General features: G+C 40.1%; 26 protein-coding genes. 10 read left to right on the forward strand and 16 right to left on the reverse strand.

Annotation, left to right across the window (positions count from 1 at the left end):
- Positions 1 to 73: 73 nt before the first annotated feature.
- From ANA_RS12515 to ANA_RS12525, 3 genes are all read right to left on the reverse strand, one after another.
- Positions 74 to 805, reverse strand: a complete 732-nt coding sequence (locus tag ANA_RS12515; RefSeq protein ID WP_015080429.1) for a hypothetical protein — start codon at positions 803 to 805, stop codon at positions 74 to 76.
- On the reverse strand, positions 805 to 2,541 hold the full coding sequence (locus tag ANA_RS12520) for a protein kinase domain-containing protein (RefSeq protein ID WP_015080430.1): 1,737 nt from the start codon (positions 2,539 to 2,541) through the stop codon (positions 805 to 807). Before ANA_RS12520 ends, ANA_RS12515 begins: the two co-directional genes overlap by 1 nt.
- A gap of 225 nt (positions 2,542 to 2,766) precedes the next feature.
- The gene (locus ANA_RS12525) at positions 2,767 to 3,894 is read right to left on the reverse strand and encodes a CO2 hydration protein (protein WP_015080431.1); all 1,128 of its coding nucleotides are present in this window, start codon (positions 3,892 to 3,894) and stop codon (positions 2,767 to 2,769) included.
- Between ANA_RS12525 and ANA_RS25380 the strand changes: the two genes are divergently transcribed.
- Positions 3,893 to 4,153, forward strand: coding sequence for a hypothetical protein (locus tag ANA_RS25380; protein ID WP_085929747.1), 261 nt, complete (start codon positions 3,893 to 3,895; stop codon positions 4,151 to 4,153). The two genes, ANA_RS12525 and ANA_RS25380, sit on opposite strands and share 2 nt — an antisense overlap.
- Here ANA_RS25380 and ANA_RS12530 read toward each other — a convergent pair.
- A complete protein-coding gene (locus ANA_RS12530) occupies positions 4,139 to 5,635 on the reverse strand; it encodes an NADH-quinone oxidoreductase subunit M (RefSeq protein ID WP_015080432.1) in 1,497 nt (498 codons plus the stop codon). The genes ANA_RS25380 and ANA_RS12530 overlap by 15 nt on opposite strands.
- A gap of 91 nt (positions 5,636 to 5,726) precedes the next feature.
- Entirely contained in the window at positions 5,727 to 7,583 is a 1,857-nt protein-coding gene (locus ANA_RS12535) for an NAD(P)H-quinone oxidoreductase subunit F (protein ID WP_015080433.1), read from the reverse strand.
- A gap of 656 nt (positions 7,584 to 8,239) precedes the next feature.
- On the opposite strand from ANA_RS12535, the gene ANA_RS12540 reads away from it, so the two are divergent.
- The 4 genes from ANA_RS12540 (at position 8,240) to ANA_RS12555 (ending at position 11,062) form a co-directional block, all read left to right on the forward strand.
- A complete protein-coding gene (locus tag ANA_RS12540) occupies positions 8,240 to 8,548 on the forward strand; it encodes a carbon dioxide-concentrating mechanism protein CcmK (protein WP_015080434.1) in 309 nt (102 codons plus the stop codon).
- 45 nt (positions 8,549 to 8,593) lie between these two features.
- Complete coding sequence (locus tag ANA_RS12545) at positions 8,594 to 8,938, forward strand: carbon dioxide-concentrating mechanism protein CcmK (RefSeq protein WP_015080435.1); 345 nt, start codon at positions 8,594 to 8,596, stop codon at positions 8,936 to 8,938.
- A 6-nt stretch (positions 8,939 to 8,944) separates the two neighbouring features.
- A complete protein-coding gene (locus tag ANA_RS12550) occupies positions 8,945 to 9,250 on the forward strand; it encodes a EutN/CcmL family microcompartment protein (RefSeq protein ID WP_015080436.1) in 306 nt (101 codons plus the stop codon).
- 150 nt (positions 9,251 to 9,400) lie between these two features.
- Complete coding sequence (locus ANA_RS12555; RefSeq protein WP_015080437.1) at positions 9,401 to 11,062, forward strand: ribulose bisphosphate carboxylase small subunit; 1,662 nt, start codon at positions 9,401 to 9,403, stop codon at positions 11,060 to 11,062.
- Positions 11,063 to 11,125: 63 nt separating this feature from the next.
- On the opposite strand, the gene ANA_RS28230 is transcribed toward ANA_RS12555, so the two are convergent.
- Together ANA_RS28230 and ANA_RS12560 are read right to left on the reverse strand one after the other, a co-directional pair.
- Positions 11,126 to 11,251, reverse strand: a complete 126-nt coding sequence (locus tag ANA_RS28230) for a hypothetical protein (RefSeq protein ID WP_256370232.1) — start codon at positions 11,249 to 11,251, stop codon at positions 11,126 to 11,128.
- The gene (locus ANA_RS12560) at positions 11,196 to 11,432 is read right to left on the reverse strand and encodes a hypothetical protein (RefSeq protein ID WP_041458048.1); all 237 of its coding nucleotides are present in this window, start codon (positions 11,430 to 11,432) and stop codon (positions 11,196 to 11,198) included. The genes ANA_RS28230 and ANA_RS12560 overlap by 56 nt, the downstream gene beginning before the upstream one ends.
- On the opposite strand from ANA_RS12560, the gene ANA_RS12565 reads away from it, so the two are divergent.
- Entirely contained in the window at positions 11,431 to 12,240 is an 810-nt protein-coding gene (locus tag ANA_RS12565) for a carbon dioxide concentrating mechanism protein (RefSeq protein WP_015080438.1), read from the forward strand. The two genes, ANA_RS12560 and ANA_RS12565, sit on opposite strands and share 2 nt — an antisense overlap.
- A 100-nt stretch (positions 12,241 to 12,340) precedes the next feature.
- The gene (locus ANA_RS12570; protein ID WP_015080439.1) at positions 12,341 to 13,132 is read left to right on the forward strand and encodes a BMC domain-containing protein; all 792 of its coding nucleotides are present in this window, start codon (positions 12,341 to 12,343) and stop codon (positions 13,130 to 13,132) included.
- Between the two features lie 34 nt (positions 13,133 to 13,166).
- Here the strand turns inward: ANA_RS12570 and ANA_RS26600 are convergent, their stop codons facing one another.
- Positions 13,167 to 13,337, reverse strand: coding sequence for a hypothetical protein (locus tag ANA_RS26600; RefSeq protein WP_041458417.1), 171 nt, complete (start codon positions 13,335 to 13,337; stop codon positions 13,167 to 13,169).
- A gap of 83 nt (positions 13,338 to 13,420) precedes the next feature.
- Here ANA_RS26600 and nblR point away from each other — a divergent pair, with 83 nt between their 5' ends.
- From nblR to ANA_RS12590, 3 genes are all read left to right on the forward strand, one after another.
- On the forward strand, positions 13,421 to 14,134 hold the full coding sequence (gene nblR, locus ANA_RS12580) for a response regulator transcription factor NblR (protein ID WP_015080440.1): 714 nt from the start codon (positions 13,421 to 13,423) through the stop codon (positions 14,132 to 14,134).
- A 158-nt stretch (positions 14,135 to 14,292) separates the two neighbouring features.
- Positions 14,293 to 14,820 carry a DUF192 domain-containing protein gene (locus tag ANA_RS12585; protein ID WP_015080441.1) on the forward strand — a complete coding sequence of 176 codons (528 nt, stop codon included), beginning with the start codon at positions 14,293 to 14,295 and terminating at the stop codon, positions 14,818 to 14,820.
- 564 nt (positions 14,821 to 15,384) lie between these two features.
- Complete coding sequence (locus tag ANA_RS12590; RefSeq protein WP_015080442.1) at positions 15,385 to 15,612, forward strand: DUF2949 domain-containing protein; 228 nt, start codon at positions 15,385 to 15,387, stop codon at positions 15,610 to 15,612.
- Between the two features lie 60 nt (positions 15,613 to 15,672).
- On the opposite strand, the gene ANA_RS12595 is transcribed toward ANA_RS12590, so the two are convergent.
- The 8 genes from ANA_RS12595 to ANA_RS12630 all read right to left on the reverse strand — a co-directional run bounded on the left by ANA_RS12595 (position 15,673) and on the right by ANA_RS12630 (position 25,220).
- The gene (locus ANA_RS12595) at positions 15,673 to 16,824 is read right to left on the reverse strand and encodes a pyridoxal-phosphate-dependent aminotransferase family protein (protein ID WP_015080443.1); all 1,152 of its coding nucleotides are present in this window, start codon (positions 16,822 to 16,824) and stop codon (positions 15,673 to 15,675) included.
- 167 nt (positions 16,825 to 16,991) lie between these two features.
- Complete coding sequence (locus tag ANA_RS12600; RefSeq protein WP_015080444.1) at positions 16,992 to 17,237, reverse strand: DUF5340 domain-containing protein; 246 nt, start codon at positions 17,235 to 17,237, stop codon at positions 16,992 to 16,994.
- Between the two features lie 173 nt (positions 17,238 to 17,410).
- Entirely contained in the window at positions 17,411 to 18,292 is an 882-nt protein-coding gene (trpC, locus tag ANA_RS12605; protein WP_015080445.1) for an indole-3-glycerol phosphate synthase TrpC, read from the reverse strand.
- Positions 18,293 to 18,440: 148 nt separating this feature from the next.
- The gene (gene lpdA, locus ANA_RS12610; protein ID WP_015080446.1) at positions 18,441 to 19,871 is read right to left on the reverse strand and encodes a dihydrolipoyl dehydrogenase; all 1,431 of its coding nucleotides are present in this window, start codon (positions 19,869 to 19,871) and stop codon (positions 18,441 to 18,443) included.
- Positions 19,872 to 20,003: 132 nt separating this feature from the next.
- Positions 20,004 to 21,179 carry a hypothetical protein gene (locus tag ANA_RS12615; protein ID WP_015080447.1) on the reverse strand — a complete coding sequence of 392 codons (1,176 nt, stop codon included), beginning with the start codon at positions 21,177 to 21,179 and terminating at the stop codon, positions 20,004 to 20,006.
- Between the two features lie 25 nt (positions 21,180 to 21,204).
- On the reverse strand, positions 21,205 to 22,245 hold the full coding sequence (locus ANA_RS12620; RefSeq protein WP_148279049.1) for a hypothetical protein: 1,041 nt from the start codon (positions 22,243 to 22,245) through the stop codon (positions 21,205 to 21,207).
- A 247-nt stretch (positions 22,246 to 22,492) separates the two neighbouring features.
- Positions 22,493 to 23,374: a tRNA pseudouridine(55) synthase TruB gene (gene truB / locus ANA_RS12625; RefSeq protein WP_015080449.1), complete on the reverse strand. Its 882-nt coding sequence runs from the start codon at positions 23,372 to 23,374 to the stop codon at positions 22,493 to 22,495.
- 85 nt (positions 23,375 to 23,459) lie between these two features.
- The gene (locus ANA_RS12630; RefSeq protein ID WP_015080450.1) at positions 23,460 to 25,220 is read right to left on the reverse strand and encodes an alpha/beta hydrolase; all 1,761 of its coding nucleotides are present in this window, start codon (positions 25,218 to 25,220) and stop codon (positions 23,460 to 23,462) included.
- Between the last annotated feature and the right edge of the window lie 388 nt (positions 25,221 to 25,608).

Here is a 25,608-nt window from a genome sequence, read left to right on the forward strand (position 1 = left end):
TATTGGTTATTGTTGGGTTTCCTTGCGTCAACCCAACCTACTAAATTACAAAAGCCTACTAAATTACAAAAGCCTAATTACCAAGTAATTCTCTTCTCCGTCGCTCCTGTTCCTGCTGCTCAATTCTTTCGCGTGTTTCCTGATATTCTTCTACTGCTTTTTTGGATTCATTCTTTAGTGATTGCCGCAGTGTTCTAGCTTCATCTTCATCCCCTAAAAGAGAAATCACTTCTCTTCTTTGTGGTTTATCAAGTTTAATAAACCATTCGATAAAAGCTTTTAAAATTACCTCTCTTGAACCTGATACTTCGTCATGAGCTACAACACAAGAAGGACAAACATATGGTAGGTAGGATGATATTCTCGAATAAGACCTATATTTTTGGCCTCGTGAAATATTTTGTCTGCTGTTCATGCATACGTCACCAGAGATATTGTTAGCAATAATACAGTCTAACAACTGCTTCCTATTATAAATAAGGGTGCTTGCTAGTTGTCCAACAGCTACAGAACCAGGATATCCAGGTAAAATTTCTCCTGTTGAAGCGAGTTCAGGAAATTTATCCAAAATTAAGGAGTAATGATATCGAGAGTAGATACATTGTTCTAAATCACTGTTATCCCACTTATCAACATTCAATAGCATTTGTTGATAGTATTTTTTAGAAGGAATATCTTTCTGGCAACTATCAGCCACCTCAGCCAGTGATTTCATATTAACCTGAGCATCACTTTTCATTGGCGTTAAAAACAAAGCCGAGCTAGTGACAAATAAAGCAATTAGACCTTTAACTGTGAATTTCATTATTGATTACCCTCTTTGATTACCTGTTCTAATTCATCGGAAGCTTTAGGAATGGGATGTTTATTTTCCCAAGGTTTAGTGGCATCAACTATATTATCATGTGAATGTGGTGTATTTTCTTGTTTTTTCCTCGCTTTTTGTGGTTTAGGTAGTAATTGTCGTTTCTTTGGAGTTAACACAATTGTTTTTTGTGATTTTCTTCCCAAAGCTTGTTTAGCCTTTTTAGCTTGCATTTCTGCTTGTCTTCTTTGTTTATTTTGCAGTGCTGCTTGTTCTTTCTGTTGTGCTAATATGGCTGCTTCAAATTCCCTCTTTCGTCTCTCAGTTTCCAGCTTTTCCTGTGCTTCTTTAGCTGCTTTTTGTTTCCTAATATCCTTTAGTCTTTCTTGTTCGGCTTTAGCGGCTGATTCTAATTTCCTTTGTTTCTCTATAGCGTCTTTTCTCTCTCGTTCAGCTTTTAAAGCAGCTTCACGTTTTTTTATTTTTTCCCTTTTCGCTTTTTCAGCTTGCAAATCTTCAGATGAAATTACATTTACAGGACTTGGCTGAATTTGCGTTTTAGCCTTTGGTGTAGATTCAGAAATAGGAATAACTGGTGATGAATTAGAAATACTAGGACTAACAATAGGTGTTGTATATACATTTTTCTTGGTTAATACAAAACTAATAGAGCGTCCTAAAACTAAACTAAATATGATTAGAAAAACTTGCCCCCAGTTGGTACTTTTTCCACCAGGTTTACCCGCGCTTTGAGATAATTTACCTGGACTAACAGAAACCGTCGGTAAAGAACTATTTTTTGATTGAATATTGGTGGTATTTCCGAAAATATACGGTTGATTTAATGCCTTTTCAATTTTCTGCAATCTCTGTAAAATAACTCTCGTATTTTCAGGACGCTGATTTGCAGTTGGAGCAATTAAATTATCAATTAAATCTGCTAAAAGCGGAGAAATATTAACTGCATATTTTCGCCAATGTAATTCATTAGTCAGAGGATCATAAATAGCTTTATCCTGGGGTTCTTTACCTGTCAGCAAAAATATAAAAGTCCGTCCCAATGCAAAAAAATCAGACTGTTGTACAGAATAACCGTTTTGTTGTTCTGGTGGTGAATAACCTTGAGAAATAATTCTCGTATGGGAATTTCCGGCTAAAATTGTGGTGGTGATTTGTCGCACTGCACCAAAATCAATTAAAACCAGTTGCCCACTTGGGCGTAACATGATATTCTGAGGTTTAATATCACGATGAAAATATTTTTGAGCGTGGACTAAAGCCAGAATTTCTACTATTTGTTTGAGCCAATTGAGAGCTTCTTTTTCAGAAATAGGTTGATAATTACGAAATTCCATCCATTGCTCTAAATTTACTCCTGCAATTTTCTCCATTACCAAGCAATGCAATGGTACAGAAATATTTTTAGGTAAAACCGTAAAATAACCATCTGCTTCGACTTTGGGAATACCCACACTGTTTAACTGACTCAAAACCTTGGCTTCTTGTTGAAACAATTCCACGGCTTTGGGATTATTTTCAGTTAGCACTTTTAAAACTTTTGTTTTCCCAATGTCGTCAATTTCAAAGGTGTTCCCAAAACCACCTTGTCCTAGTTGTTTGAGTACCCGATAACGATTTTGCAGCAGTAATTGTGACCCACAGTTACGACAAATAGGATTATTTGCATTTGCTAGGTCAATAGGTTTGGGACAGTGCGGGTTGATACAATAGCTCATTACGCCATACTACGTCTTGTTGGCAATTCGTTACCCTATTTATGATTAATTTTATTTAGTCTTGTTTCGTTTAATGATAAATAAATTTGCTTATGCACAGAAGATAGTTCTTCCTCGTCAAAACTATGATAACACGGTTTTCAGTTCGTGTCAATAGATTTCCTTCTTTTAAACGCGAAAAAATAATATTTTTGAAATCTGATCATGTAGCGAAGCCATATTACCCTATTTATTCACTGCTAATAATTGTGAATTCTCTAATCTTGCTAACCACTTCTCTAAATAGATTTGATTATTTTTTTGCTCAGATAAATCTTGAGTATCTAAGGGATAAGGTAAAAGTCCTAAAATCGCGGCGCTAGTTACACAAAACATCGACTTTTGGAAACTCATACAAATTTGTATTCGCAAATCATCTTCACTTCTGAGACTGCGACGATAAATATTATGTAAATATTCTGGCAAATAATGACGCATATCTTGCATTAATAATGTGGGAGGAATTCCTGCACCACCAATAGGTAAAGGATCTGCGTATAATGCACCATATTGGAATCGAGATTGATCTGGAGGAACTTGATATGCTTGAGCGTTTAAAGACACTGTTCCTAAAAATGGTGTACCTCTAAAAAATACGGCTTCTACATAGGGAATTGCGGTATCTGCAAGGAAGGTTAAACCAACTGATTTGGGAATCAGATCATAGACTTTATCGCCTATTTTGACACTGTATGTAATTGGTGTCATTGCATCTGCAACTAAAGCCAGTTTAATATGTTCTACAACTTGGGGAATTGATTTAATTTGTCCGTTGTCATAGCGATCTGATAGACTCAGAAACATATCAGCCATGACTCGCCAAAATTGACCTAAACCAGTGTAATAAGCGGAGACTCGTAACTGTTCTATTAAGAATTCGGGAAACAGTTCATTAAGTCCCAAAATCAGGGGATTATATTTAAATTTAGCAGCAATAACAGCTTTAGCTCTATCTTGAAATTCTTTAGTATCTAAATATGCGTCTAAACCACCACCACCATGCCACATCATGGTTTTCATGCAATATTCAGCATATTCAAAATTAATCCGATCATGCCATAAATGGCGGAATAATTTAGCAAAAGAAACATCACCATCAAAATATTTAAAGAAGGGAAAAAATATTAAAAATTGATGTTCAGCAATGTAGATAAGATTTTTAGAATAAGCATCTAAAACCACTCCATAACTTTTAAGAATGCCAACAACTTCTAAAACGTTTTCGGGACTATCTTTGAGTAATGCTTCTCCAGTTTGTAATCGGTGAATATATTCAGACAAAGGGTTGTAGGTGGGATTTTTTTGAGTTTTCATGATGTCAATTCTCCTGGAATTCAACTGTCTTAACTATGATTTTTGGGATTTTTTTGATTTGTTTGATGATCTGGTTGTGGTGATTATCGGCCTCCACTGTCTTAACTATGATGTTTGGGATTTTTTTGATTTGTTTGATGATCTGGTTGTGGTGATTATCGGCCTCCACTGTCTTAACTATGATGTTTGGGATTTTTTTGATTTGTTTGATGATCTGGTTGTGGTGATTATTTTTCTCGGAAAGTTAAGAATCCAATAGTTCCCGATTTGCTACTAGATGATGATTATTCGTTTTTACCATTGTGGTAATTGTGGCTTGGGTATAATGGACTAACCAATTAGGTTGAATGCCGAAAATAACGATCGCTACTGCTAGAATGATGGCAGGGATGCGATCGCTCCAATACACACGAGGTAAGTTCATCACTGCTGCTGATAACCGCCCAAAAAAGGCACGATTCAGGAGAATTAGGAAGTAAACCGCAGTTAAACCATTTCCGAGCATTGCTAACAATGTTTGTACCGGAAAAACTGCAAAACTGCCCCGAAAAACAATAAATTCGGAAATAAATCCCACCATTCCCGGTATACCTGCACTGGCCATAACGGCAAAAATCATTAAACTACCAATAACTGGTAAACCTCGTTCTGGGTTTAATAGTCCCCGAATGACATTTAAATCTCGACTACCAGCTTTTTTGTAAACAACTCCTACCAACAGAAATAACATAGCGGATATTAATCCGTGACTAATCATTTGCATTACTGCCCCCAAGACGCTGAGGGGTGTGGATGCGGCTGCTGCTAACAAAACATAGCCCATGTGGCCAATAGAACTATAAGCCACCATTTTTTTCATGTCTGTTTGCGCGATCGCACAGGATGCCCCAAACAAAACGCTAACTACTGCCCATGTAGCTAACCAAGGTGCTGCATAAGCCCAAGCATCTGGCAATAAATTCATGCCAAATCGCAGTAAGCCATAAGTCCCTAATTTTAATAATATCCCAGCCAACAGCACAGATATGGGTGTGGAGGCTTCCACGTGGGCATCTGGTAGCCAAGTATGGAAGGGAACGAGGGGGATTTTAATACCAAATCCTACTAAAATGCCGACAAGGAGTAAAATTTGCGTTGCTAAGGGTAGAGATTGGCAATTTAAGGTTGCTAGTCCAAAACTGGGAGAACCACTCAACCAAACCATACCCAGGAAACTGGCTAAAATAACGATTCCTGAAAAAGCTGTATAAATCAGAAATTTTGTGGCTGCATAACCTCGTTTTTCACCTCCCCAAATCGCAATTAGCAGATATAGAGGTATTAATTCCAATTCATAAAACAGGAAGAATAATAATAAATCCTGTGCTAAAAATGCTCCTATCACCCCAGCACTTAATAGCAGAATTAGAGAGTAATAAAATCTCGGACGTTGTTGGGATTCATCGCTGCTATAAATAGCAATACAGGTTAATAGTCCATTGAGAATTAATAACGGGAGAGATAAACCATCTATCCCCAGATTGTAGTTTAAGCCAATAGCATCTACCCAAGGTAAGGATTCAGCAAATTGTTGACCAATTTCTCCTGGGTTAAACTGAGTTGCTAGGAAAATACTCCATGCGAAAATAATCACGCTAAAGACGAAAGCAATGATTCGGGATAGTTTACCAGAGATGGTAAAAGGATAGAAACCAATAAAAGCCGCACCAATTAACGGCAGTAAAATCAATGTACTCAGCATAGAAGTTGGGGAGGTTGGGGAGGTTGGGGAGGTTGGGGAAGAATATTACCAATTACCCATTACCAATTACCCATTACCAATTACCCATTACCTAAAAAGGCAATTTGTCGAATAAACCTAATGAGAAACTAATGGCAAAACCGAGGATGCTAATGACAATGAGGATTGTTAGCATATAGCCTTGGGATTGACCAGAAATGCTGTATTTCAAACTTTGTCCGCTAAAAATCGCAGCAAAGCCGACTAAGTTGACTAGACCATCTACCAAAAAGCGATCGCTCCACGCGGATATCCTCGATAACAGCGCCACAGCACTTACAATCGTTAAGCGATAAATGCGGTCTATGTAAAAATCATAGCCTAATAAATCTTGGATAAATCTCCAAACCAAAATTCTCGATCTTGACCAGGCTTTGTGGAGATGAATTGTTGCGCCAATAGTTACTCCAGCAACCGTAGAAGCGACTAAAGATCCAACTATATACCAATCGAGGCTTTCCCAGCTAGGTAATAAATACCATTGCTGTAGCATCAGCGGTAATAATAGAGTGAGTATAGTTAAAGTCACCATTGGTAATGCCATTGGCCAGGCAACTTCTGGAGCGCGGCGGCTTTTGGGTTGGGGTTGTCCCCAAAAAACTAACCGGAATACCCTAGTTAAATTCAAAGCCGTTAAGCCATTAACTAAGATTAAAACCACAATTACCCAAGGGCTAATTTTGACTAAGCCATCAGCCCATGCTATCATTGCCCAAAAACTGCCCAGTGGTAGTAGTGTTACCATACCTGCTGAACCGACGACAAAAGCTGTGGTTGTGGCTGGCATTCTTGACCACAAACCCCCCATTTCTGTCAAGTCTTGAGTTTGGGTAGTGTAGATAACTGAACCAGAACTCATGAATAACAAGGCTTTGGCAATAGCATGACTCAGAAGTAACATTAACGCCACTCCACCCTGTTCCAAGCCTACCGCTAAAAATACCAATCCCATGTAAGCACTGGTGGAATGGGAGAGCGATCGCTTAATATCAATTTGGGCAATAGATACCAATGTTGCTCCCACTGCTGTCATTATCCCCAGCACCACTAAAGTATTTAAGGCAATGGGGGACAAAGATAATAATGGTTGAACTTTGTAGAGAAAATAAGCACCCCCACCTACCACTAGAGAGTTTCGCATCACCGAAGCTGGGTTTGGTCCTTCCATCGCTTCGTCTAACCACAGGTGCAGGGGAAATTGGGCGCACTTACCCGCAGGACCAGCAATTAAACCTAAACAGAGTAAAGTTGATGTGACTGGATTTAAATCAGCAGTTTGCGCCCACTCATACAAATCCGAAAAATTTAAGCTGCCGGCTAAAGTAGAAAGAGTCACTACAGCCATCAATAGCAACAAATCTCCTACCCGCTTCGTTAAAAAGGCATCTCGCGCCGCGGTCACTACCAAGGGTTGAGCATACCAAAATCCGACCAGTAAATAAGTAGAAAGAGTGAGAACTTCCAGCAAAGCATAGCTGAGAAACAAGGAATCACTAATTGCTAGACTACTGAGGGCGGCTTCAAAAAATCCCACCAGACCAAAAAACCGGGCTAAGGACCAATCTTTTTCCATATAGCCTAGTGCGTAAATTTGCGCCAACAGACTTAATCCAGTAATTAAAACTGTCGCCCCCACACTGACTACGGAAATTTCTAAAGCAAAAGATAATTGAAAATCAGCAGCTTGAAACCAAGTAATTACTAAATTTTCTTGATCCCGATTCCAGATATCTTTAAATACTAATAAACTATGGACAAAACCCAAGATGGTAGTCAATAAGTTCAAGTAGGCCGCAGGTCTTGGTCCTGTACGTTGGATGATTCCTATGCTCCAAGGCAAAGTTAAAATTGCCCCTAGTAAGCTATAAAGAGGCACGAACCAACTTGTTAAAAATAGAAACTCATTCATCTAATATTTTCCTTGACAACTCAGTTCCGATTCTCTTAAACAGCCTTTAAATAATCATTTGCTCAAAAAACAATATCTTTGAGAAAATCTATGTTTTCTTAACTTTTCTTAGCTCAATATGCCTAAGCACATTTACTTTAGATTAGCCTATTGTTGAGCTATTAAATATAATTTAACATTTTAGATATTCTAATAATTGTTGAACAACATTTTTTATTTTTCTGCTTTTTTTAAATTTGTTTTTTAGATACGTTGGTAAAATTTGCAGATTTTTACCCACTGTTTATGGCAATAGCGAATCACAGGAAAGATATAGCCAGTAGCTCGTCTATCCCATATATAGCACTCACCAATCCTCCTCATCAAAGAATTAGCTTGGGCTATGAACTATAGTAATTCTCAAACTGATAAAGAAATTATAAAGCATAAGTTGTCACTGTAGGGATCAGTAAACTTTAATGTCACAAAAGACCCTATAAAGTTTTGTTAACTTTTTTTAATCTATTTTATTACAAACTATTATAGTAATTTATGTTGCCAGAGATGCCAAGGTTTCATAAGCTAAGATGTGGCGGTATTTTGAAATCAGGATGAGCATCCCCGTCCAAAATTTCCATCCATAGTTCTAATTCGATTAATTTTTTAGGAGTTCTGCGATGCCAATTGCAGTTGGAATGATTGAAACTAAAGGCTTTCCCGCAGTAGTAGAAGCTGCTGACGCAATGGTGAAAGCCGCCCGTGTGACTTTAGTAGGATATGAAAAAATTGGTAGCGCTCGCGTTACAGTCATTGTCAGGGGAGATGTTTCTGAAGTGCAAGCTTCGGTAGCTGCTGGCGTTGAAGCGGCAAAAAGAGTCAACGGTGGTGAAGTGGTATCTACCCATATCATTGCTCGCCCCCACGAAAACTTAGAATATGTCTTGCCAATTCGTTATACAGAAGCCGTAGAACAGTTCCGCGCTTAGTTTAAATCTGGTACAAGTAAAAATTTAATTTAAGGACAAAAACAAATGTCAATTGCAGTAGGAATGGTAGAAACTCTAGGCTTTCCAGCCGTAGTCGAAGCTGCTGATGCCATGGTAAAAGCTGCTCGTGTTACCTTGGTGGGTTATGAAAAAATCGGTAGTGGTCGGGTAACAGTTATCGTGCGTGGTGACGTTTCCGAAGTTCAGGCTTCTGTCGGTGCGGGAGTAGAATCAGTTAAGCGCGTCAATGGTGGACAAGTGCTATCTACCCACATCATTGCTCGTCCTCACGAAAACTTGGAATATGTCCTCCCCATTCGTTATACCGAAGATGTAGAACAATTCCGGGAAGGTGTTAACACAATTCGCCCTTTCGGTAGAAGACCATAATTAATAATGCAAATTGCCAGAGTTCGTGGCACAGTAACTAGCACCCAAAAAGATCCCAGTCTGCGGGGTGTGAAGCTACTAATGTTGCAATTAATAGATGAAAATGGCAATCTCCTGCCAGTATACGAGGTAGCAGCCGATAACAGTGTAGGGGCAGGAGTGGATGAGTGGGTACTTGTCAGTCGTGGCAGTGCTGCTCGTCAATTATCAGGTAATGAACAACGACCGTTAGACGCAGCAGTAGTGGCAATTATAGACACCATTTACGTTGAAGATCGTGTGATTTACAGCAAAAAAGACCAGTATAGATAGTCAGGGAAGAGGGAAGAGGTGACAGGTGACAGGTGACAGGTGACAGGGAACAGAGAAGAAGTAAAAACTGACAACTGACAACTGACAACTGACCAATGACCAATGACCACTGACCACTGACAAAAAGCTTATTTCAGGAGGAATCTCGCAATGGTAGTCCGCAGCACGGCGGCACCCCCAACCCCGTGGTCAAGGAGTTTAGCAGAACCAAACATTCATGAAACTGCATTTGTCCACTCTTCTTGTAACCTCATTGGTGATGTCAATATAGGTGCAAATGTAATTGTTGCTCCGGGGACTTCGATTAGAGCCGATGAAGGGACACCTTTTTGTGTTAGTGAAAATACTAATATTCAAGATGGTGTGGTCATTCATGGGTTGGAGCAAGGCCGAGTCGTTGGTGATGATGGCAAGAAGTACTCAGTATGGGTTGGGAAAAGTGCCTCCATTACCCACATGGCACTGATTCATGGACCTGCTTACGTTGGCGATAGTTGTTTTATTGGCTTTCGTTCTACGGTATTTAATGCCAGGGTGGGTGCAGGCTGCATTGTCATGATGCACGCCTTAATTCAGGATGTGGAAATTCCACCGGGTAAATACGTAGCTTCTGGATCAGTAATTACTACCCAGCAGCAAGCGGATAGATTGCCAGATGTCCAAGTGCAGGATCAAGAATTTGCTCACCATGTAGTCGGGATTAATCAGGCTTTGCGGGCTGGTTATCACTGTGCTGCGGATAGCAAGTGTATTGCGCCTATTCGGGATGAACTTAATCTTTCCGTAGCTAAATCTTATACAAGCATTGAAGTCGAAGAGTTAGAAAGGAGCAGTGACGTGGCGAGCTATAGCTTAGGTGCAGAAACAGTAGATCAATTACGTTATCTACTAGAACAAGGATTTAAAATTGGGACAGAACACGTAGACCAAAGACGGTTTCGGACAGGTTCTTGGCAAAGTTGTCAAGCCATTGCAACTCGGTCTTTAGGTGAAGCTGTTTCTGCTGTAGAGTCTTGTTTGAGAGACCACAGCGGCGAATATGTGCGTCTATTTGGGATTGACAACAACAGAAGACGGGTATTAGAAACTATTGTTCAACGTCCTGAAGGTGTTGTTGCTGGTACATCTAGCTTTAAAGCCCCTGCTGCTGCATCTGCTGGCAGTTACAACGGTAATGGCAACGGTACTGCTGTTGGTAGTGCCAAACTGAGTGCGGAAACTGTAGATCAAATCCGTCAACTTTTGGCTGGTGGTTTCAAAATTGGGACAGAACACGTAGATGAGCGCCGTTTCCGTACAGGTTCTTGGGATACTTGTCAACCAATTGAATCTAATTCGACTCAAGCAGTTGTATCTGCTTTGGAAGAGTGCATTGAAACTCATCAAGGCGAGTATGTACGTTTAATTGGGATTGACACCAAAGCTAAACGTCGCGTATTGGAAGCAATTATCCAAAGACCAAACGGACAAGTAGTATCTTCTGGTAGCACCAAATCATTTACCAGTACAAGTTCTGGAACTGCAACCGCAACGGCGACAGCTACCAGCACCCGTTTAAGTACCGAAGTAGTAGATCAATTGCGCCAACTGTTGTCCAGTGGGGCAAAAATTGCAATTGAACACGTAGATCAACGCCGCTTCCGCACAGGTACTTGGACAGTTGCGGGTCAAATTCAGGCTACATCTGAAAGAGAAGCGATCGCTGCTTTAGAAGGATATGTTTCTGAATATCCAGGCGAATATGTGCGTTTAGTTGGTACTGACCCCAAAGCCAAACGTCGCGTACTAGAAGCAATTATCCAACGTCCATAAAGAGGCAGGGTCCAGGAGGCAGGGTGCAGAGAGTAGGGGAGAACATTTTTTTCCTTCTTCTTTCTAACCACTGACCACTGACAACTGTACGGGCAAAGCATTTGGAGAACTATTTTTGGCAATGAGCGATAATTTATCTTCTAAATGCTTCGCCCCTACTGACAACTGACAACTGTACGGGCGAAGCATTTGGAGAACTATTTTTGGCAATGACCGATAATTTATCTTCCAAATGCTTCGCCCCTACTGACAACTGTACGGGCGAAGCATTTGGAGAACTATTTTTGGCAATGAGCGATAATTTATCTTCCAAATGCTTCGCCCCTACTGACAACTGACCACTTCCGGCTTCCGAGGTAATAAATTCCATGTCTGTATCGCTGCTACGCCTGGGCGATAGATTTGATGCTCATATTCATGGCGATGTGATTATTCATCCCAGCGCGGTATTAGCTCCTGGGGTAGTTTTGCAAGCAGCTACTAATAGTAAAATTGTGATTGGTGCTGGTGTATGCCTGGGTATGGGGTCAATTCTCCAAGTAAGTGAGGGTATTCTAGAAATAGAAGCAGGCGCAAACCTGGGAGCCGGTTTCTTGATGGTTGGTGAAGGCAAAATTGGGGCTAATGCTTGTATTGGTGCAGCGACAACGGTTTTTAACTGTTCCGTAGCACCAGGTCAAGTTATTCCCTCTGGTTCAATTTTGGGAGATAATAGTCGGCAGATTGTTGAACCTTCAGCGGTACAACTAGAATCTACCAATCCTCCCCCAGAGAAACCAGAGGAATCAGCCGAAAAACTTGAATCTCCTCATTCTCAACCAGAGAAACCAGAGAAACAGGAAAAAGTATTTTCCTCAACTCAACTCTCGGTTGCGGCTTTTCTGGAGTTTAAACATCAATCTACGCCTGTATCTCCACCTTCACCTACACCGAAAAGCCAGTCTCCACCAGAGTCAGAAACGGCTGTGGTGGGTGATGCTACGTCGCTTGAAACTACGCTCCCAGAGTCTACAGAAACTACCACTGAGGACATAAAACCCAGCGAGTCTGATCTGGAAACTCACAATATTTTTGGCACGCAAATTTATGGACAAGGTAGCATAAATAGGCTGCTGAGTACATTATTTCCCCATAGACAATCTTTGGGCAACGAAAACTCTAACAATTCTTCAGGTTAAGTGTTAAGTATGAAGTGTGAACTTAAGTCCATATTGAAATGCTAGTTTTCATTCTTCTATGATTGAAGACGCTATATGAACCTTATCCTGGAAAATTTAGATGGAAACATACAATCAACACGCTTTGAGTACGATTCACGCAGCACGTCGCCGTGATAGCCTCAAAGATACTGCTTTGGGTATGGTATCAACCCTCAGTTTCCCCGCTATAGTTGGCACGGCTGACATGATGTTAAAGTCGGCTGGAGTCCACTTAGTTGGTTATGAAAAAATTGGTAGTGGTCATTGTACAGCAATTGTCCGAGGTGGCATTGCTGATGTCCGCTTGGCTGTGGAAGCTGGTGTACAAACGGCTGAACAGTTTGGCCAGTTGGTTTCTAGTTTGGTGATTGCGCGTCCTTATCCTAATTTAGATATAATTCTACCTATTAACCGTCTGACTCGATTTATGGGAGATGGTGGTGGATACAGCCGTTTGAGTAATCAAGCCATTGGGTTGGTGGAAACTCGCGGATTTCCCGCTATGGTTGGTGCTTGTGATGCTATGCTTAAAGCTGCTGATGTGCAATTAGCATCTTATGAGAAGATTGGTGCTGGTTTGTGTACGGCAATTATTCGCGGTTCGGTTGCTAATGTGGCTGTAGCTGTGGAAGCAGGTATGTTTGAAGCGGAACGCATTGGTGAGTTAAATGCAGTTATGGTGATTCCTCGGCCATTAGATGAGTTGGAGGAAACTTTGCCTGTGGCTAGTTGCTGGCTGGAAGAACGTCAACCAGTTAATATACCCATTAATATTAAAGATAAAATAACGGATGTGGAAGCGATAGAGTTGCCTGATTTGGCAAAACTGCCTGTGAGAGTTAAGGAAGAAATTTGGAATGATGAATATTGACACTCCCAGGTCTAAAGACAAGGGGATTCTTGGTTCAATGAGTCCAGTCAAAATGAGCAGCTATTTTTTCTAGATACCAATCATGTGACTTTAACCTAATTACCTCTGCTCGATCTTTGACTTTTTGTGGTAAATCCCTTGTTCTTAGGTTCAACAGGGTTTTATCTTGCTCACGAGTTAAAAATACCCTTAAACGAGCGCCCATATTTTAATTACCTCAGTAGATTGATTTTCCGTATTTACTCATAACTCATATTAGCAATTACCAATTACCAATCTCCAACTGCTATGATAGCTACCCACAATCCCGCTGTTTTTGTTTTGGTGATTGAACCAGATGAAACCTTGGCTAATCAATTAGCTTTTGATTTGCAAGAAGCTGGCTATGATGCCATTGTGACCCATGATGCAGCCAATGGATTAAAATACTGTAGTGATGCTTCCAGGAATCAAAGTCATCGCCAACCTGCTTTAATTGTTGTAGACCGAATGCTCGTCGGTGAATCAGGACTATCTTTGTGTAAAAATCTCAGAAATATCGGCAATCGTTCTCCTATACTGGTTCTGATGGCCAGAGACACAGTAGATGATCGGATAGCTTGTTTAGAGGCTGGTGCTGATGATTACATCCTCAAACCTTACCGTTCGGAAGATTTGTTAAGGCTGGTTCGTCTGTATCTCAAACCTGATATTGATACCGCAGAGCAATTACGCTTTGGGGATCTGATTTTAGATATAGGAACCCGTCGGGCTTTTTACAAGAGTAAGGCCATTGACTTAACCATGAAGGAATTTGAACTCTTAAAGTTCTTAATGGAACATCCCCGTGAAGTATTAACTCGTGAACAGATTTTAGAAAATGTTTGGGGTTACGACTTTACGGGTGAGTCCAATGTCATTGAAGTATATATTCGTTACCTCCGGCTCAAAATTGAAGAAGAAGGTCAAAAACGCTTAATTCAAACTATACGCGGTGTAGGTTACGTACTCAGAGATTCGTAAAATCTATAAAATCTAAATTTGTAGGCAATTTTGCAAAAATTAAGTAAGATAGTCAGAATCTAAATTGCATAAATAATTTAATTAGTGATTTGGTAAGAGGTGATTAGTAAAATCATCACTTTTTCCCTATTCCCTGTTCCCTATTCCCTAGACAACTTATGGTTTCTTGGCTTAGTTTATGTTCAATATTACTTAGTATATTACTGATGGGCTGTTCATCACCTACCACGGCTCAATCTCCAGTCGTAACACCGGAATCATCAACCCAAACACCAGTAAATACTGGACAAAATCTGCCAATTTCTGCTGAAGCTATACTTCCTAAAAATATAAAAATTCAGTTAGAAGTAGCACGAACACAAGAACAGCAACAGATGGGTTTGATGTATAGACTAGCTTTACCAGATAACCGAGGAATGCTATTTTCTTTTGCGAACCCACAACCAGTAAAATTTTGGATGAAAAATGTACCTGTTGCCTTAGATATGGTATTTATCCAAAAAGGTGTAGTTCAGTACATCCAAGCATCTGCTCCTCCTTGTGGCATAGAACCTTGTCCCACCTATGGTCCTAATGTACTGATAGATCAAGTAATTGAACTGAGGTCAGGACGAGCCGCAGAACTAGGCTTAGATAAAGGAGATCAGGTCAAAATTGATTTCCTAACTTCTGATATTTCTCAGTAAACAGGATCAATATTTTCTGACAATGATCCCGGTTGGATATAGCAGAAGTCTTTATTCTGAATTTTTATCGAATACAGAATTGTTTTGTCAAAAAAAATATTACCTAACCTGGCACAAATAGTAGTAAAGAGGTTAATATTTAGCAGTAACTTGAATAACATCGGATTTTAGTTTTTTCCAGTTAAAATCACAACTCAGGGTTGAGTAGCAAAAATCTCTCTTTTGACGCAAGTGTAAATAGTCGTCAATAGAGGAATATAAGCTATGAAATCTTTTTTACTTAAACCAGAACAAAAAAACTTGAATGATGTTAGTGTCACCATTAACATCATGGTTAAAGTATTACCTAAATATTATCCTGATGGAACACATAAGTCACTGTATTAGGGATTTCCCCCGTGATTGTAAGTACCTTGGTTTAGTAGTACATTCATGTAGGTTAATACTTTACAAAAAAGGTTATTTAGAAAATTTTTTATACCACCTTTAACTTTTATTTACTTACAGCAATGTGACAAATAAAATACTGGTTATACAATACCCACAAAATTAGATAAGCAATCTATGATCATCAATTCTACTCAAGGAGGTAAGATACAAATGACACCATCAAGATATTCTCGGCTAATTAATTTTCTCCAAGAAGATTTGGCAATTTCCGCCGCTTCCCTAGCTGTAGCATTACGTAACCGTGATCAAGATCCTGGTTCTTTAACCATGACTCTTTGGCAATATGGGTTAATTACTCTAGAACAGTTAGAACAAATTTATGATTGGCTAGAGACTGCGTAACAATTGACAATTGACAATTGACAATTATCAATTATCAATTATCAATTACCAACCTAATAACTATGAGGCAAAAACTTTTGCTGCTGCTGCTATACCAGCTCCGGGGGTGAAGTTTTCATGACCAACTTGTGGGAGGACAACTTCTAGGGAAGCGATACAGCTAAGAATATCTCTATCGCACACAAAACCCAGATGACCTATGCGGAAAATTTTATTACTCAGATGGTCTTGTCCACCTGCTAAAGCAATATCAAACCGTTTTTTCATCAAAGAGCGAATTTTATCTGTTTCGATGCCTGGTGTGGCTACAGCGGTAATGGCAGGACTGGCACATTCATCAGCAGCAAACAAAGATAAATTCAACGCCTTCATAGCCGCACGAGTAGCATTTTTTTGGCGTTCATGACGGGTAAAAATGGATTCTAATCCTTCCTTTTTCATCATTCCCAAGGTGGTATGTAGTGCCACCATTAAGTTGACGGGAGGAGTAAAGGGGGTGGTATTTTTAGCAGTGGCTTTCCGATATTTACCTAAATCTAAATAATACTTAGGCAATTTTGCGGTTTTATAAGCCTCCCAAGCTTTAGGACTGACAGAGACAAATCCTAAACCTGGGGGAATCATGTAACCTTTTTGTGAACCAGAAGCGACTACATCCAAACCCCAAGCGTCTACAGGGACATTGTAAGCCCCTAAACTGGTGACAGCATCCACAATAATTAAAGCCTCTCCATGTTCTTTAACGTGGCGGTTAATAGCTTCTAGGTCATTAATGACACCTGTTGAGGTTTCGCTGTGGGTGATAATGACAGCTTTGATTTCTTTGTTGGTATCAGCTTGGAGTTTAGCTGCAAATTGGGCTGGGTCTAAGGGTTGTCCCCATTCTGCGGTAACTGTTTCCACATTTAAGCCAAAAGCTTGACCAACTTCTACCCAACGTTCCCCGAATTTACCATTAGAAGCGACTAAAATGCGATCGCCTGGAGAAAGAAAATTAATCATCCCCGCTTCTACAGCACCCGTACCGCTGACGTTTAACATCAATACATCACTGGCGGTTTGATGTAGCCATTTGAGGTTTTCTGTCACCTCTGCCATCATGCTACTAAATTCACCGCTGCGGTGACCAATAGGGTGTTTAGCTAATGCTAGTAAAGCAGCTTCTGGAACTGGGGTAGGACCAGGAATCATCAGCATCAATTTATCGTCCATGTTTGTGTCCTAGTTGAAAATTTCAATACAATCCAAATTAACCGCTACAGGGGATAAAAACACAAAAAAAACCTACTAAAATTTTTCGTAGGAATGCCAGTTAAAAACTGTTAATTAACCCCGCTGTTGCAGGGCTGGGTTTTTGTTCAGGTGGAAATAGACATTCATCAGGAGCAATCCACTTTATCACCAAAATGATTAATAGACCAACGGTGATCAATGCTCAGAGAAGAAGATTGAAAACTTTCTTCTAGTCGCTTTTGTTGGGATGCAGCTTTTCGCATGGTAATAATCAGTTGATTAACTTGATTGCGGAGGTCTTGGTTTTGACCCAGAGAAGTCATGGTTTGTCTTTCTAAAAGTTGAAGTATAAGTTCGTAATGGATAGGAGAAGGTAAAGGAATTGGCTCCATGTAGTTTATTGTGAAGTTGTAACTTAGGGATGTTTAATTTTTAATTTAGTTAAACTTTAGTTAACTCCAAATTAATTGTTACACAAGAAATAAATAATTGCAGTTATTCAGTCACAGGCTAGAGGAAAAATGAGGATGTAAACCCTTGTTTTATATGGCATTTAAGGCTGTAATTAAGCAAAGAGATTGGCTATTGCTAATTGAGGATCTGGTTGTTTTACCAAGGATTCACCAATCAGTACAGCGGATGCACCTGCTTTTTTAACTACACTTAAATCCTCTGGGTGATGCAATCCTGATTCGCTGACTACAAGAATGTTTTTTGCTTGTAACTTTTCACCTCTATCTGTGAGTAATTGACAAGTTGTTTGTAAATCAACAGAAAAATCCTCCAAGTTGCGATTATTAATCCCGACTAAAGAAACATCATCTAAGGCTAACACCCGATCTAATTCTGCTAAATTATGCACTTCTATTAAAGCTGCCATTTTCAAGTTATTAGCAATTTTGATAAAGTATTGCAAATCTTGATCATTAAGAATTGCTGCTATTAATAAAACTGCATCTGCTCCATGAATTCGCGCCCAATACATTTGGTAAGGATAGATAATAAAATCCTTGCACAGTAAAGGTAAATCTACCGCTGAACGGACTAAGGATAGATTTTCAAAACTACCTTGGAAAAATTTAACATCTGTCAGCACAGAAAGACAACTAGCTCCACCTTTTTGATAAGATTGAGCGATCGCTACTGGGTCAAAATCCTCCCTAAATACCCCTTTACTGGGAGAAGCTTTTTTGACTTCAGCAATCAAAGCCGGATTAGTTTTACCTTGACGCAAGGCATTAACAAAATCACGAGTTGGTGGTGCTGATAGGGCTTGTGTTTGCAATTCCCGCAAAGGTAGCCTTTCTCGCATTTTCTCAACTTCTGTTTCTTTCTGCCAGACAATTTCTTCTAGAATATTATTTGGTGCAGCCCCTTCTATAGCGGATTGATACTGAAGTATAGAAATATTAATAACTGGGCTAGGTGAACGACGACGGATTTGCATATTTTTTAAGGAGTCAGGAGTCAGGAGTCAGGAGTCAGGAGTCACCGAGTCAGGAGTCAGGAGTTCGGAAAGAAGAATGAAGAAGAAAGAACATTTTTCTCTTCCCCATTACCTATTACCTATCACCTGTAACTCCTTAATTCTTCTATTAACTTACTAATGCCCGTTTATAAGCTTCATCTAAAACTTCTGAAAGTGTTGGATGAGCGTGAACCAGGTAAGCAAGAGTTTGGATAGATTGACGATTAGCAATAGCGGCTGCGGCTTCGTGAATTAAATCTGAGGCGTGGGGACCAAAGATATGTACACCTAAAACCTCGCCAGTATCTTTGCGATAAATTACCTTCGTCATTCCATCAGTATCATTTTCCGCCAAAGCCTTGGAATTACCTTTAAAGTAACTCTTACTGGTGGCGACTTCAAAACCTTGAGTTAATCCTAAAGCATGGGCGGCGGTTTCTGTTAAGCCCACATAACTAACTTCTGGATGGGTAAAAGCAGCCGCAGGAATGCTGCGATAGTCAACTGTTTTCTGACGACCCAAGATATTTTCTACAGCAATGATCCCTTGGGCAGATGCAGTATGAGCTAACATCATTTTGCCGGTAGCATCACCAATAGCCCAGAGATGGGGGATAACTTCCCCATTGGCCAATACCGCCATATTATCATTGACAGGAATAAAATTGCGGCGGTCAAGTTCAACGCCAACGGATTCTAGACCAAGATTTTGGGTAGCGGGAACCCGACCGGTAGCGACTAAACAAGCGTCAACTTCGAGAACTTCTAAATCTTCTTTAGTTTCAAAGTCAGCCAACTCAATGACTACTGGTGAACCAGGAATGACTTTTTTGGCGTAAATACCGACTTTGGTTTCAATATCGCGGGGGTTAATTAAAACCCGTTCTGCCAGTTTAGCAATATCCCGATCAAATCCTGGCATTAACTCACTGAGGGCTTCAATTAAGGTAATTTCACAACCTAAAGCCGAGTAAACATCAGAAAATTCTAAGCCGATATAACCGCTACCAATAATCGCCACCCACTTGGGTAGAGTTTCTAATTTAACGCCTTGGTCACTGGTAAATACAGTTTTGCCGTCTACTTCAATTCCAGGGGGAACGAAGGGGACAGAACCAGGGGAAAGGATGATATTTTGGGCGGTGATGGTTTTCTCACCTTTATCTGTGACGATGGTAACTTTTTGTGTCCCAGATACCTTGCCCCAACCTCGGATAATCTCAACTCCCAAGCGTTTGAGACTGTTGGTTAAGTCCCCTTGAATTTTGGAGACGAGATTGTTAGCATGATCAGCGATCGCTTGCCGTTCAAACTCGACATTGCCAATCTGTATTCCCAAAGACTTGAGATGATGGGCATTACGTAATTCCCTCACCTTTCCTGAAGCCGCGAGTAATGCCTTAGAAGGAATACAACCCCTGTTTACACAAGTTCCTCCCATATCTCCAGCTTCAATAATTGCTGTTTTCTGACCGCAACTGATAGCGTGTAAAGCAGCACCATGACCACCCACACCAGCGCCGATAATCACTAAATCGTAATCAAATCCAGGACTCACTTTTATTTCCCCGTTGTCTTCGCCTATTATCAACTTAACTTTTTTATGTAACTTTCTCAAATTAACAAAAAATAACGGAGAAGCTCTTGTGTCTCCCCGTTATTTTCTGTTAATGTGTGATTGGGCTTGAGATTAGTTGACCGCTGTTCTCAATTCTTTTAGCGCTTGACCAATTGCCACAAAATCTTGGCTTTGTGAAAGCGCTTGCAAAGTCACCGGACTACTTTGTTGAATAATCTGGTTGTAAGTATTAATAGCATTATTCAACTGGTTAATATCTACATCCGCATTTCCTTGATTGGGTACAATCCTACTGAGGATTACTCTTAAGTTATTTCCTAAGTCTGTATTAACACCTGCATTAGTTAGGAAATTTGTCAAGTTATCAGATGCGGTCTGTCCAATTGATCCGCCTTGCAAGAGGGCTACTAAAACTCCAGAATTGTTGCTATTTAATAGGTTAAAAGCAGCCTCATTTAGTTTTCTCTGAACGCTTCTTATGCCAATCCTCATTGTCTTTCCGGCTCGTGTGCGGATGATGCGAATAGAAGATGCTCTAGGTATAAGAGTTTCTCCAGAACCTGAAGGATTCTGATCATTTCCTTCATTATTATTGCCACCATTGTCGGCATTGTTAGCTGTCTCTTCACCAGCACCACTCTGACCACCAGCGTTCCCGCCACTAGGACTGGTATTCTCGTCGGGATTACCATTGTTAGCTGTCCCGTTGCCAGCACCACTCTGACCGCCAGCGTTACCTACACTAGGACTGGTATTATCATCGGGATTACCGTTGTTAGCTGTCCCGTTACCAGCGCCACTCTGACCACCGGCGTTGCCGACACTAGGACTGGTATTATCATCGGGATTACCATTATTAGCTGTCTCTTGATCAGCGCCACTCTGACCGCCAGCGTTGCCGACACTAGGACTGGTATTATCATCGGGATTACCATTATTAGCTGTCCCGTTGCCAGCGCCACTCTGACCACCAGCATTGCCGACACTGGGATTAGAATTAGTATTACCATTAGAGCCAGTAGTTCCACCGCCACTCTGACCACCAGCAGTTCCGACACTGGGATCGGGGTTGGAAATAGTATTACCACTGGTGCTAGTGTTGCCACCGCCACTCATGCCACCAGCAGTCCCCACACTAGGACTCGTATTAACTGGTCCAGGAGCGCCACTCATACTCCCGGCTGTACCCAGACTGGGCGAAGTTTGGGCTGGGCTAGAGGTCTGCCAATTGAGCGCCAATAGGGGAGTGAGACTGAGGGCAAGAATAAAAGTTCTGATTTTTAACATGGTGATTTTCTCAAAATTGAAGTGTTTATTTAGGTAGGAAATTGAATCCATAGCCTACACTTAGAACAAAGACTGTGCCGCCTTGGCTAGTATCGGTAAGATCCGCGCCGACGGCATTAATGGTCAAGGGAATAGTAGATATAGGTACGAAAGAAGCCCCAACATTTAAACCAACTCCACTCCAGCCCATACCCACACCTATTTGGGGATGAACTTGTACCCCAACTCCAGCAAATACACCTGTACTTGCATCACCTGTGCGGAAATCGCCACCACCGGCTCCTACGGAAAAGGAGATGGGCATTTTATTAACAGTATCCTTAGGCTTTAATAGGGAGTAACTTGTTACCACACCATAGACACCGGAAGGTCTCACGGTTTCTCCACCACCAACGTGCGATGCAAAAGTTCTCCAGCCAGCAGCCGCGGCTATTTGAGTGTTGTTTTTAGCATAGATAATGCGGTTGGCTTTGAGGTCAAAAGTTCCATTTGCACCAAAACTCTTGATACTGCCAATATTATAGCCAAGTTCTAGACCGATTAGTTTCCGGGCATCTCCTAACCCAAAACCCATACTGATACTCCCGTCTGGTTGAGTTCTAGCTTTACCAGTGGTTGCTGCGGATGCCCCTATAAAAACGTCACCCCAGGTAGCTCCAAAGGCGCTTGGCGTAGCAAAGGTAAGTGAAGGAGAGTAGGTTCGCTTGGCTGGAATTACTTTAACAAGGGGATCAACTAATAAATCCTGGCGTAATTTATCAGCATCAATTTGACTGTTATTTACAGGGACTGGAGTTTCTGTTTGAGCAATGATCCCTGCTTCTTTTTGCTCAACAAGAGATTCAATCTTCTGCCTGGATTCTACGTTTTTCGCTAACACCTCTTGCAGATCCGGTAAGTTAGTCTTTAAGGCGGCTTGATTAGTTATTAATTCCTTACTGCTATGGGTTTTAGACGCTATCTCATTTGTTGCATAAGCAGGGGTAACTGAAAGACTGGTGGTAGCCCATATATAGCCTAACAAAGTTGTACATATACACTTTAGCCAATTTGTGTGTAACAACATACATAGAAATTTTACCTTTCTCAAAATTTACTCCTCACAACGGTTATATGCACCCGAATGTATATTAGAGTAATTCCCAAAAAAGAGTCATGTACAGGATGAATTGTGCTATTTTTGTGAATTTGTCGTGAATTTATCAGGAGAATTATGAACTTTTGACACTCCCCTCGGCTTTAGCCGAGGGGATTCTACATTCATCGTCAACTCCTGACAGCAGTTCTTTCTTTAATTTATAATTGCTTAATTTTTAATTTGGATATTCATAAAACACCATTTGGGGAACTAATAAATCATTGGTTAATTTCCCAATTCCTAAAAAATTGGTTTGGGTTTCATAAACTCGCACAAAGTCGGGAATATCAAGATTGAGGGAAATTTTTTGACCTTGACACCATCTTTTGGCTGATTCTGCTGGTAAATTTAGGGATTTTAGGTGTTGTAATGGTGCGTCTGGGGATATGGGTTGAAATCTGCCGTTTTCGATTTCGGTGGCTAAATCTGTGAAGCTGAGACTGGTTTGAAGTTGAAAACTGCTGCTTTCTGTGCGGATTAGGGCAGATAGAGTGCCACCTGTGTTTAATATTGTACCTAAATCACGAGCGATCGCACGAATATATGTTCCCGAACCACAGGATATGGCTAGATCTAATTCTGGAAAATCTCCATCTCGCCAATCTAACACCTGAATTTGGGAAATTTCGACTGTTCGCACGGGAACTTCAACTTTTTCCCCTTTCCGCGCTAAATCATATAAGCGTTGGCCATCAACTTGAATGGCGCTGTAGCTGGGGGGGATTTGCTCAATTTTACCGATAAACTGGGAAAGGACGGTTTTGATATTCTCCAAATCCAATCCTGGACAGGGTACAGAGGTAATAATTTCCCCTTCTAAATCATCTGTAGTAGTTTGTATCCCCAGCCGAACAGTGGCTTGATAAGCCTTTTCTCCTGGTAAATATTGTAATAATCTGGTGGCTTTACCCAAGGCTATTGGTAATACTCCGGTAGCTTTGGGGTCTAAAGTTCCTGCGTGTCCGACTCGTTTCATATTCAGTAGTTTGCGGACTTTGGCTACGCAGTCATGAGAAGTCCAGTCAAATGGTTTGTTTAAATTGAGAAAGCCTTGCACAATTTTAGATTTTAGAGTTGAGATCTTTGTATTTTCACACAAATAGGAAATAGGAGATCCCAGACTTCTTGAAGAAGTCGGGAATTTAAATCAAATGCAATAGGGAAATACCGATACCCAGCAGCCAAAATCCAAAATGGACGATGGTATGAGAAAGTCTTTTTTTAACGGGGTTGGTTTCTGGGAAATGCTCACCTAAAGTTGGTGCTATTTTGAGATGATCAAGAGACTGAACAAGATTTAAACCGAGAGACTGACTAGAAATACTTTCAGCATAGGCGGCGTTAAGATAGGAAAGATATTCTAGTTTTTCGGCTATATAGGTTTGGAAGAAAGGTAAACTCAAAGCATTGATATAATCATGAGCTTGAGAAGCATCACCGATCATATCTGTTGGTAATGCCATTTGTGTACTGTCAGGATTGCTATTCCCAATGCTGGAAAAATGCGTACCACCAAGTAGCATGACTAAATATTTCTGGGGATGAGTAATCCAAGAAAAAGGGACAATTTGCTCATATAATGCGGGAGCAACGGTATCTTCACTGCTACCAATGATCATGATTGGGGTGTGAATTTGGCTTAAACCGGCTTGTCCGAAAATAGAACTGGTGATGGGATTAACAGCGATCGCTGCTCTGATTCTGGTATCTTGTAAGTTGTACTCTTGTCCTGACTGGTTGGGCAATTCTAAAGCTTGACATTGCAACAGTAAAGACATATTCCAAGTATTTCGCAATTTGTCGTGATCACAGTCTGCTTGTAGTTGTTGAAAGTTAATTTTTGCCCCTGCTAAAGCTAAGGCAGTATAACCTCCTAATGACTGTCCAAATATGCCTACTTGTTGTAAGTTAAATCGGTGCTGAAATTGTGAATCTGACTCTAATTGATCTAAAATATATTTGATATCTAAAGGTCTATCTTTAAATTCATTGGGGTGCGTGACTTGATTGCTATTACCCTTAATTAAAGATTGTAATTGTTGAGTATTACTACCAGGATGATTGGGAATAATTACAGCAAAACCATTTGTAACTAAATGATTTGCTAAATAACGAAAATTACTACTATCCAAACCTAAGCCATGAGAAATAACAATTACAGGGGCAGGATTTTGGGTATTAGGAATATATATATCTGTGGATAAATGTCTATTTCTTGAAGAGTCAAAAAACTTGATTATTTGTTTTCTTGCTAAAAGATTGGGTTGATTTGGCAATTTTGGGAATGGAGACAAATTAGCTTGGGAGATTTTAGCAGCTTCTAATTTTGATGTTTGGATTAATGCGGAAATAGTTTTTTCAGTTTCGCTGATCATTTTCTCCAATTCATCAGCAATTTTTATGCTGGAAACCATATCAATTTTAATATTATTTTGAGGATATTTACGTAATAAATTTAATAAATTCAACCCTTCCGGTTCAGCCGCAGCGGCAATTAAGGCTGTGCGTAATGACTGAGATACAAATTTTGGATAATGGGATTTAGTTTTAATTAATTCTGCTAATCTTTGTAAGATAAATTTCCCTTGTTGGGTGTCAAGAAATTGGGCAGCTACAGCCGGACTAATTTTCAGCGGCTGCATTAAAATCTTCCTTACTTCTGGCAGTTTGTTTTTGGGAATATATTGATAATATCCGGCTAAATCTGGATTAATTATTCCATATTTAGCATAGCTTTCTAAGGCACTAATGGGGATAGAAATTTCTAGTGCTGAATAAGAAGCATGAATTTGTTCTGCTGCCATAACAGAGTCACTTATCCCAAATGTTGGCAGCAATATGGATAAAATCAGTGATAGGAAATTCCTTTTCAGGGTGCTGCCCCAATTACCAAACATATTCATCGCTTAACTTTTGTGGTGATGTTGTTGAGCGAGGCTCAAATTTTGGTAGTTATTTAAACACCCTGTTAACAAATTTAAAATAATGCCTATGACAAGCTACGCAAACAAATTTAAGACTGGTTTAAATGAGGTTGCTGCTAATTAATTACTAGGACTTCTTGTAAGATCATAATAAATACAGAAATTATCTACATCAGTATTTATTATGTGTTATTCCTGATTAATAAAATCTAAATAATGCTAATTAATCCTATTAATTAGATTTCTTTAATGCCATAGATGTCAAACTCATAACAATTTAAAATGCACTCATAATTAAATACCACTAATCCGAACTTTGAAATATCATTGATAATGACTAAATTAGACAAATCATTTTGACATGATA

The organism is Anabaena sp. 90, assembly GCF_000312705.1.
Taxonomy (GTDB): Bacteria; Cyanobacteriota; Cyanobacteriia; order Cyanobacteriales; family Nostocaceae; genus Dolichospermum; species Dolichospermum lemmermannii.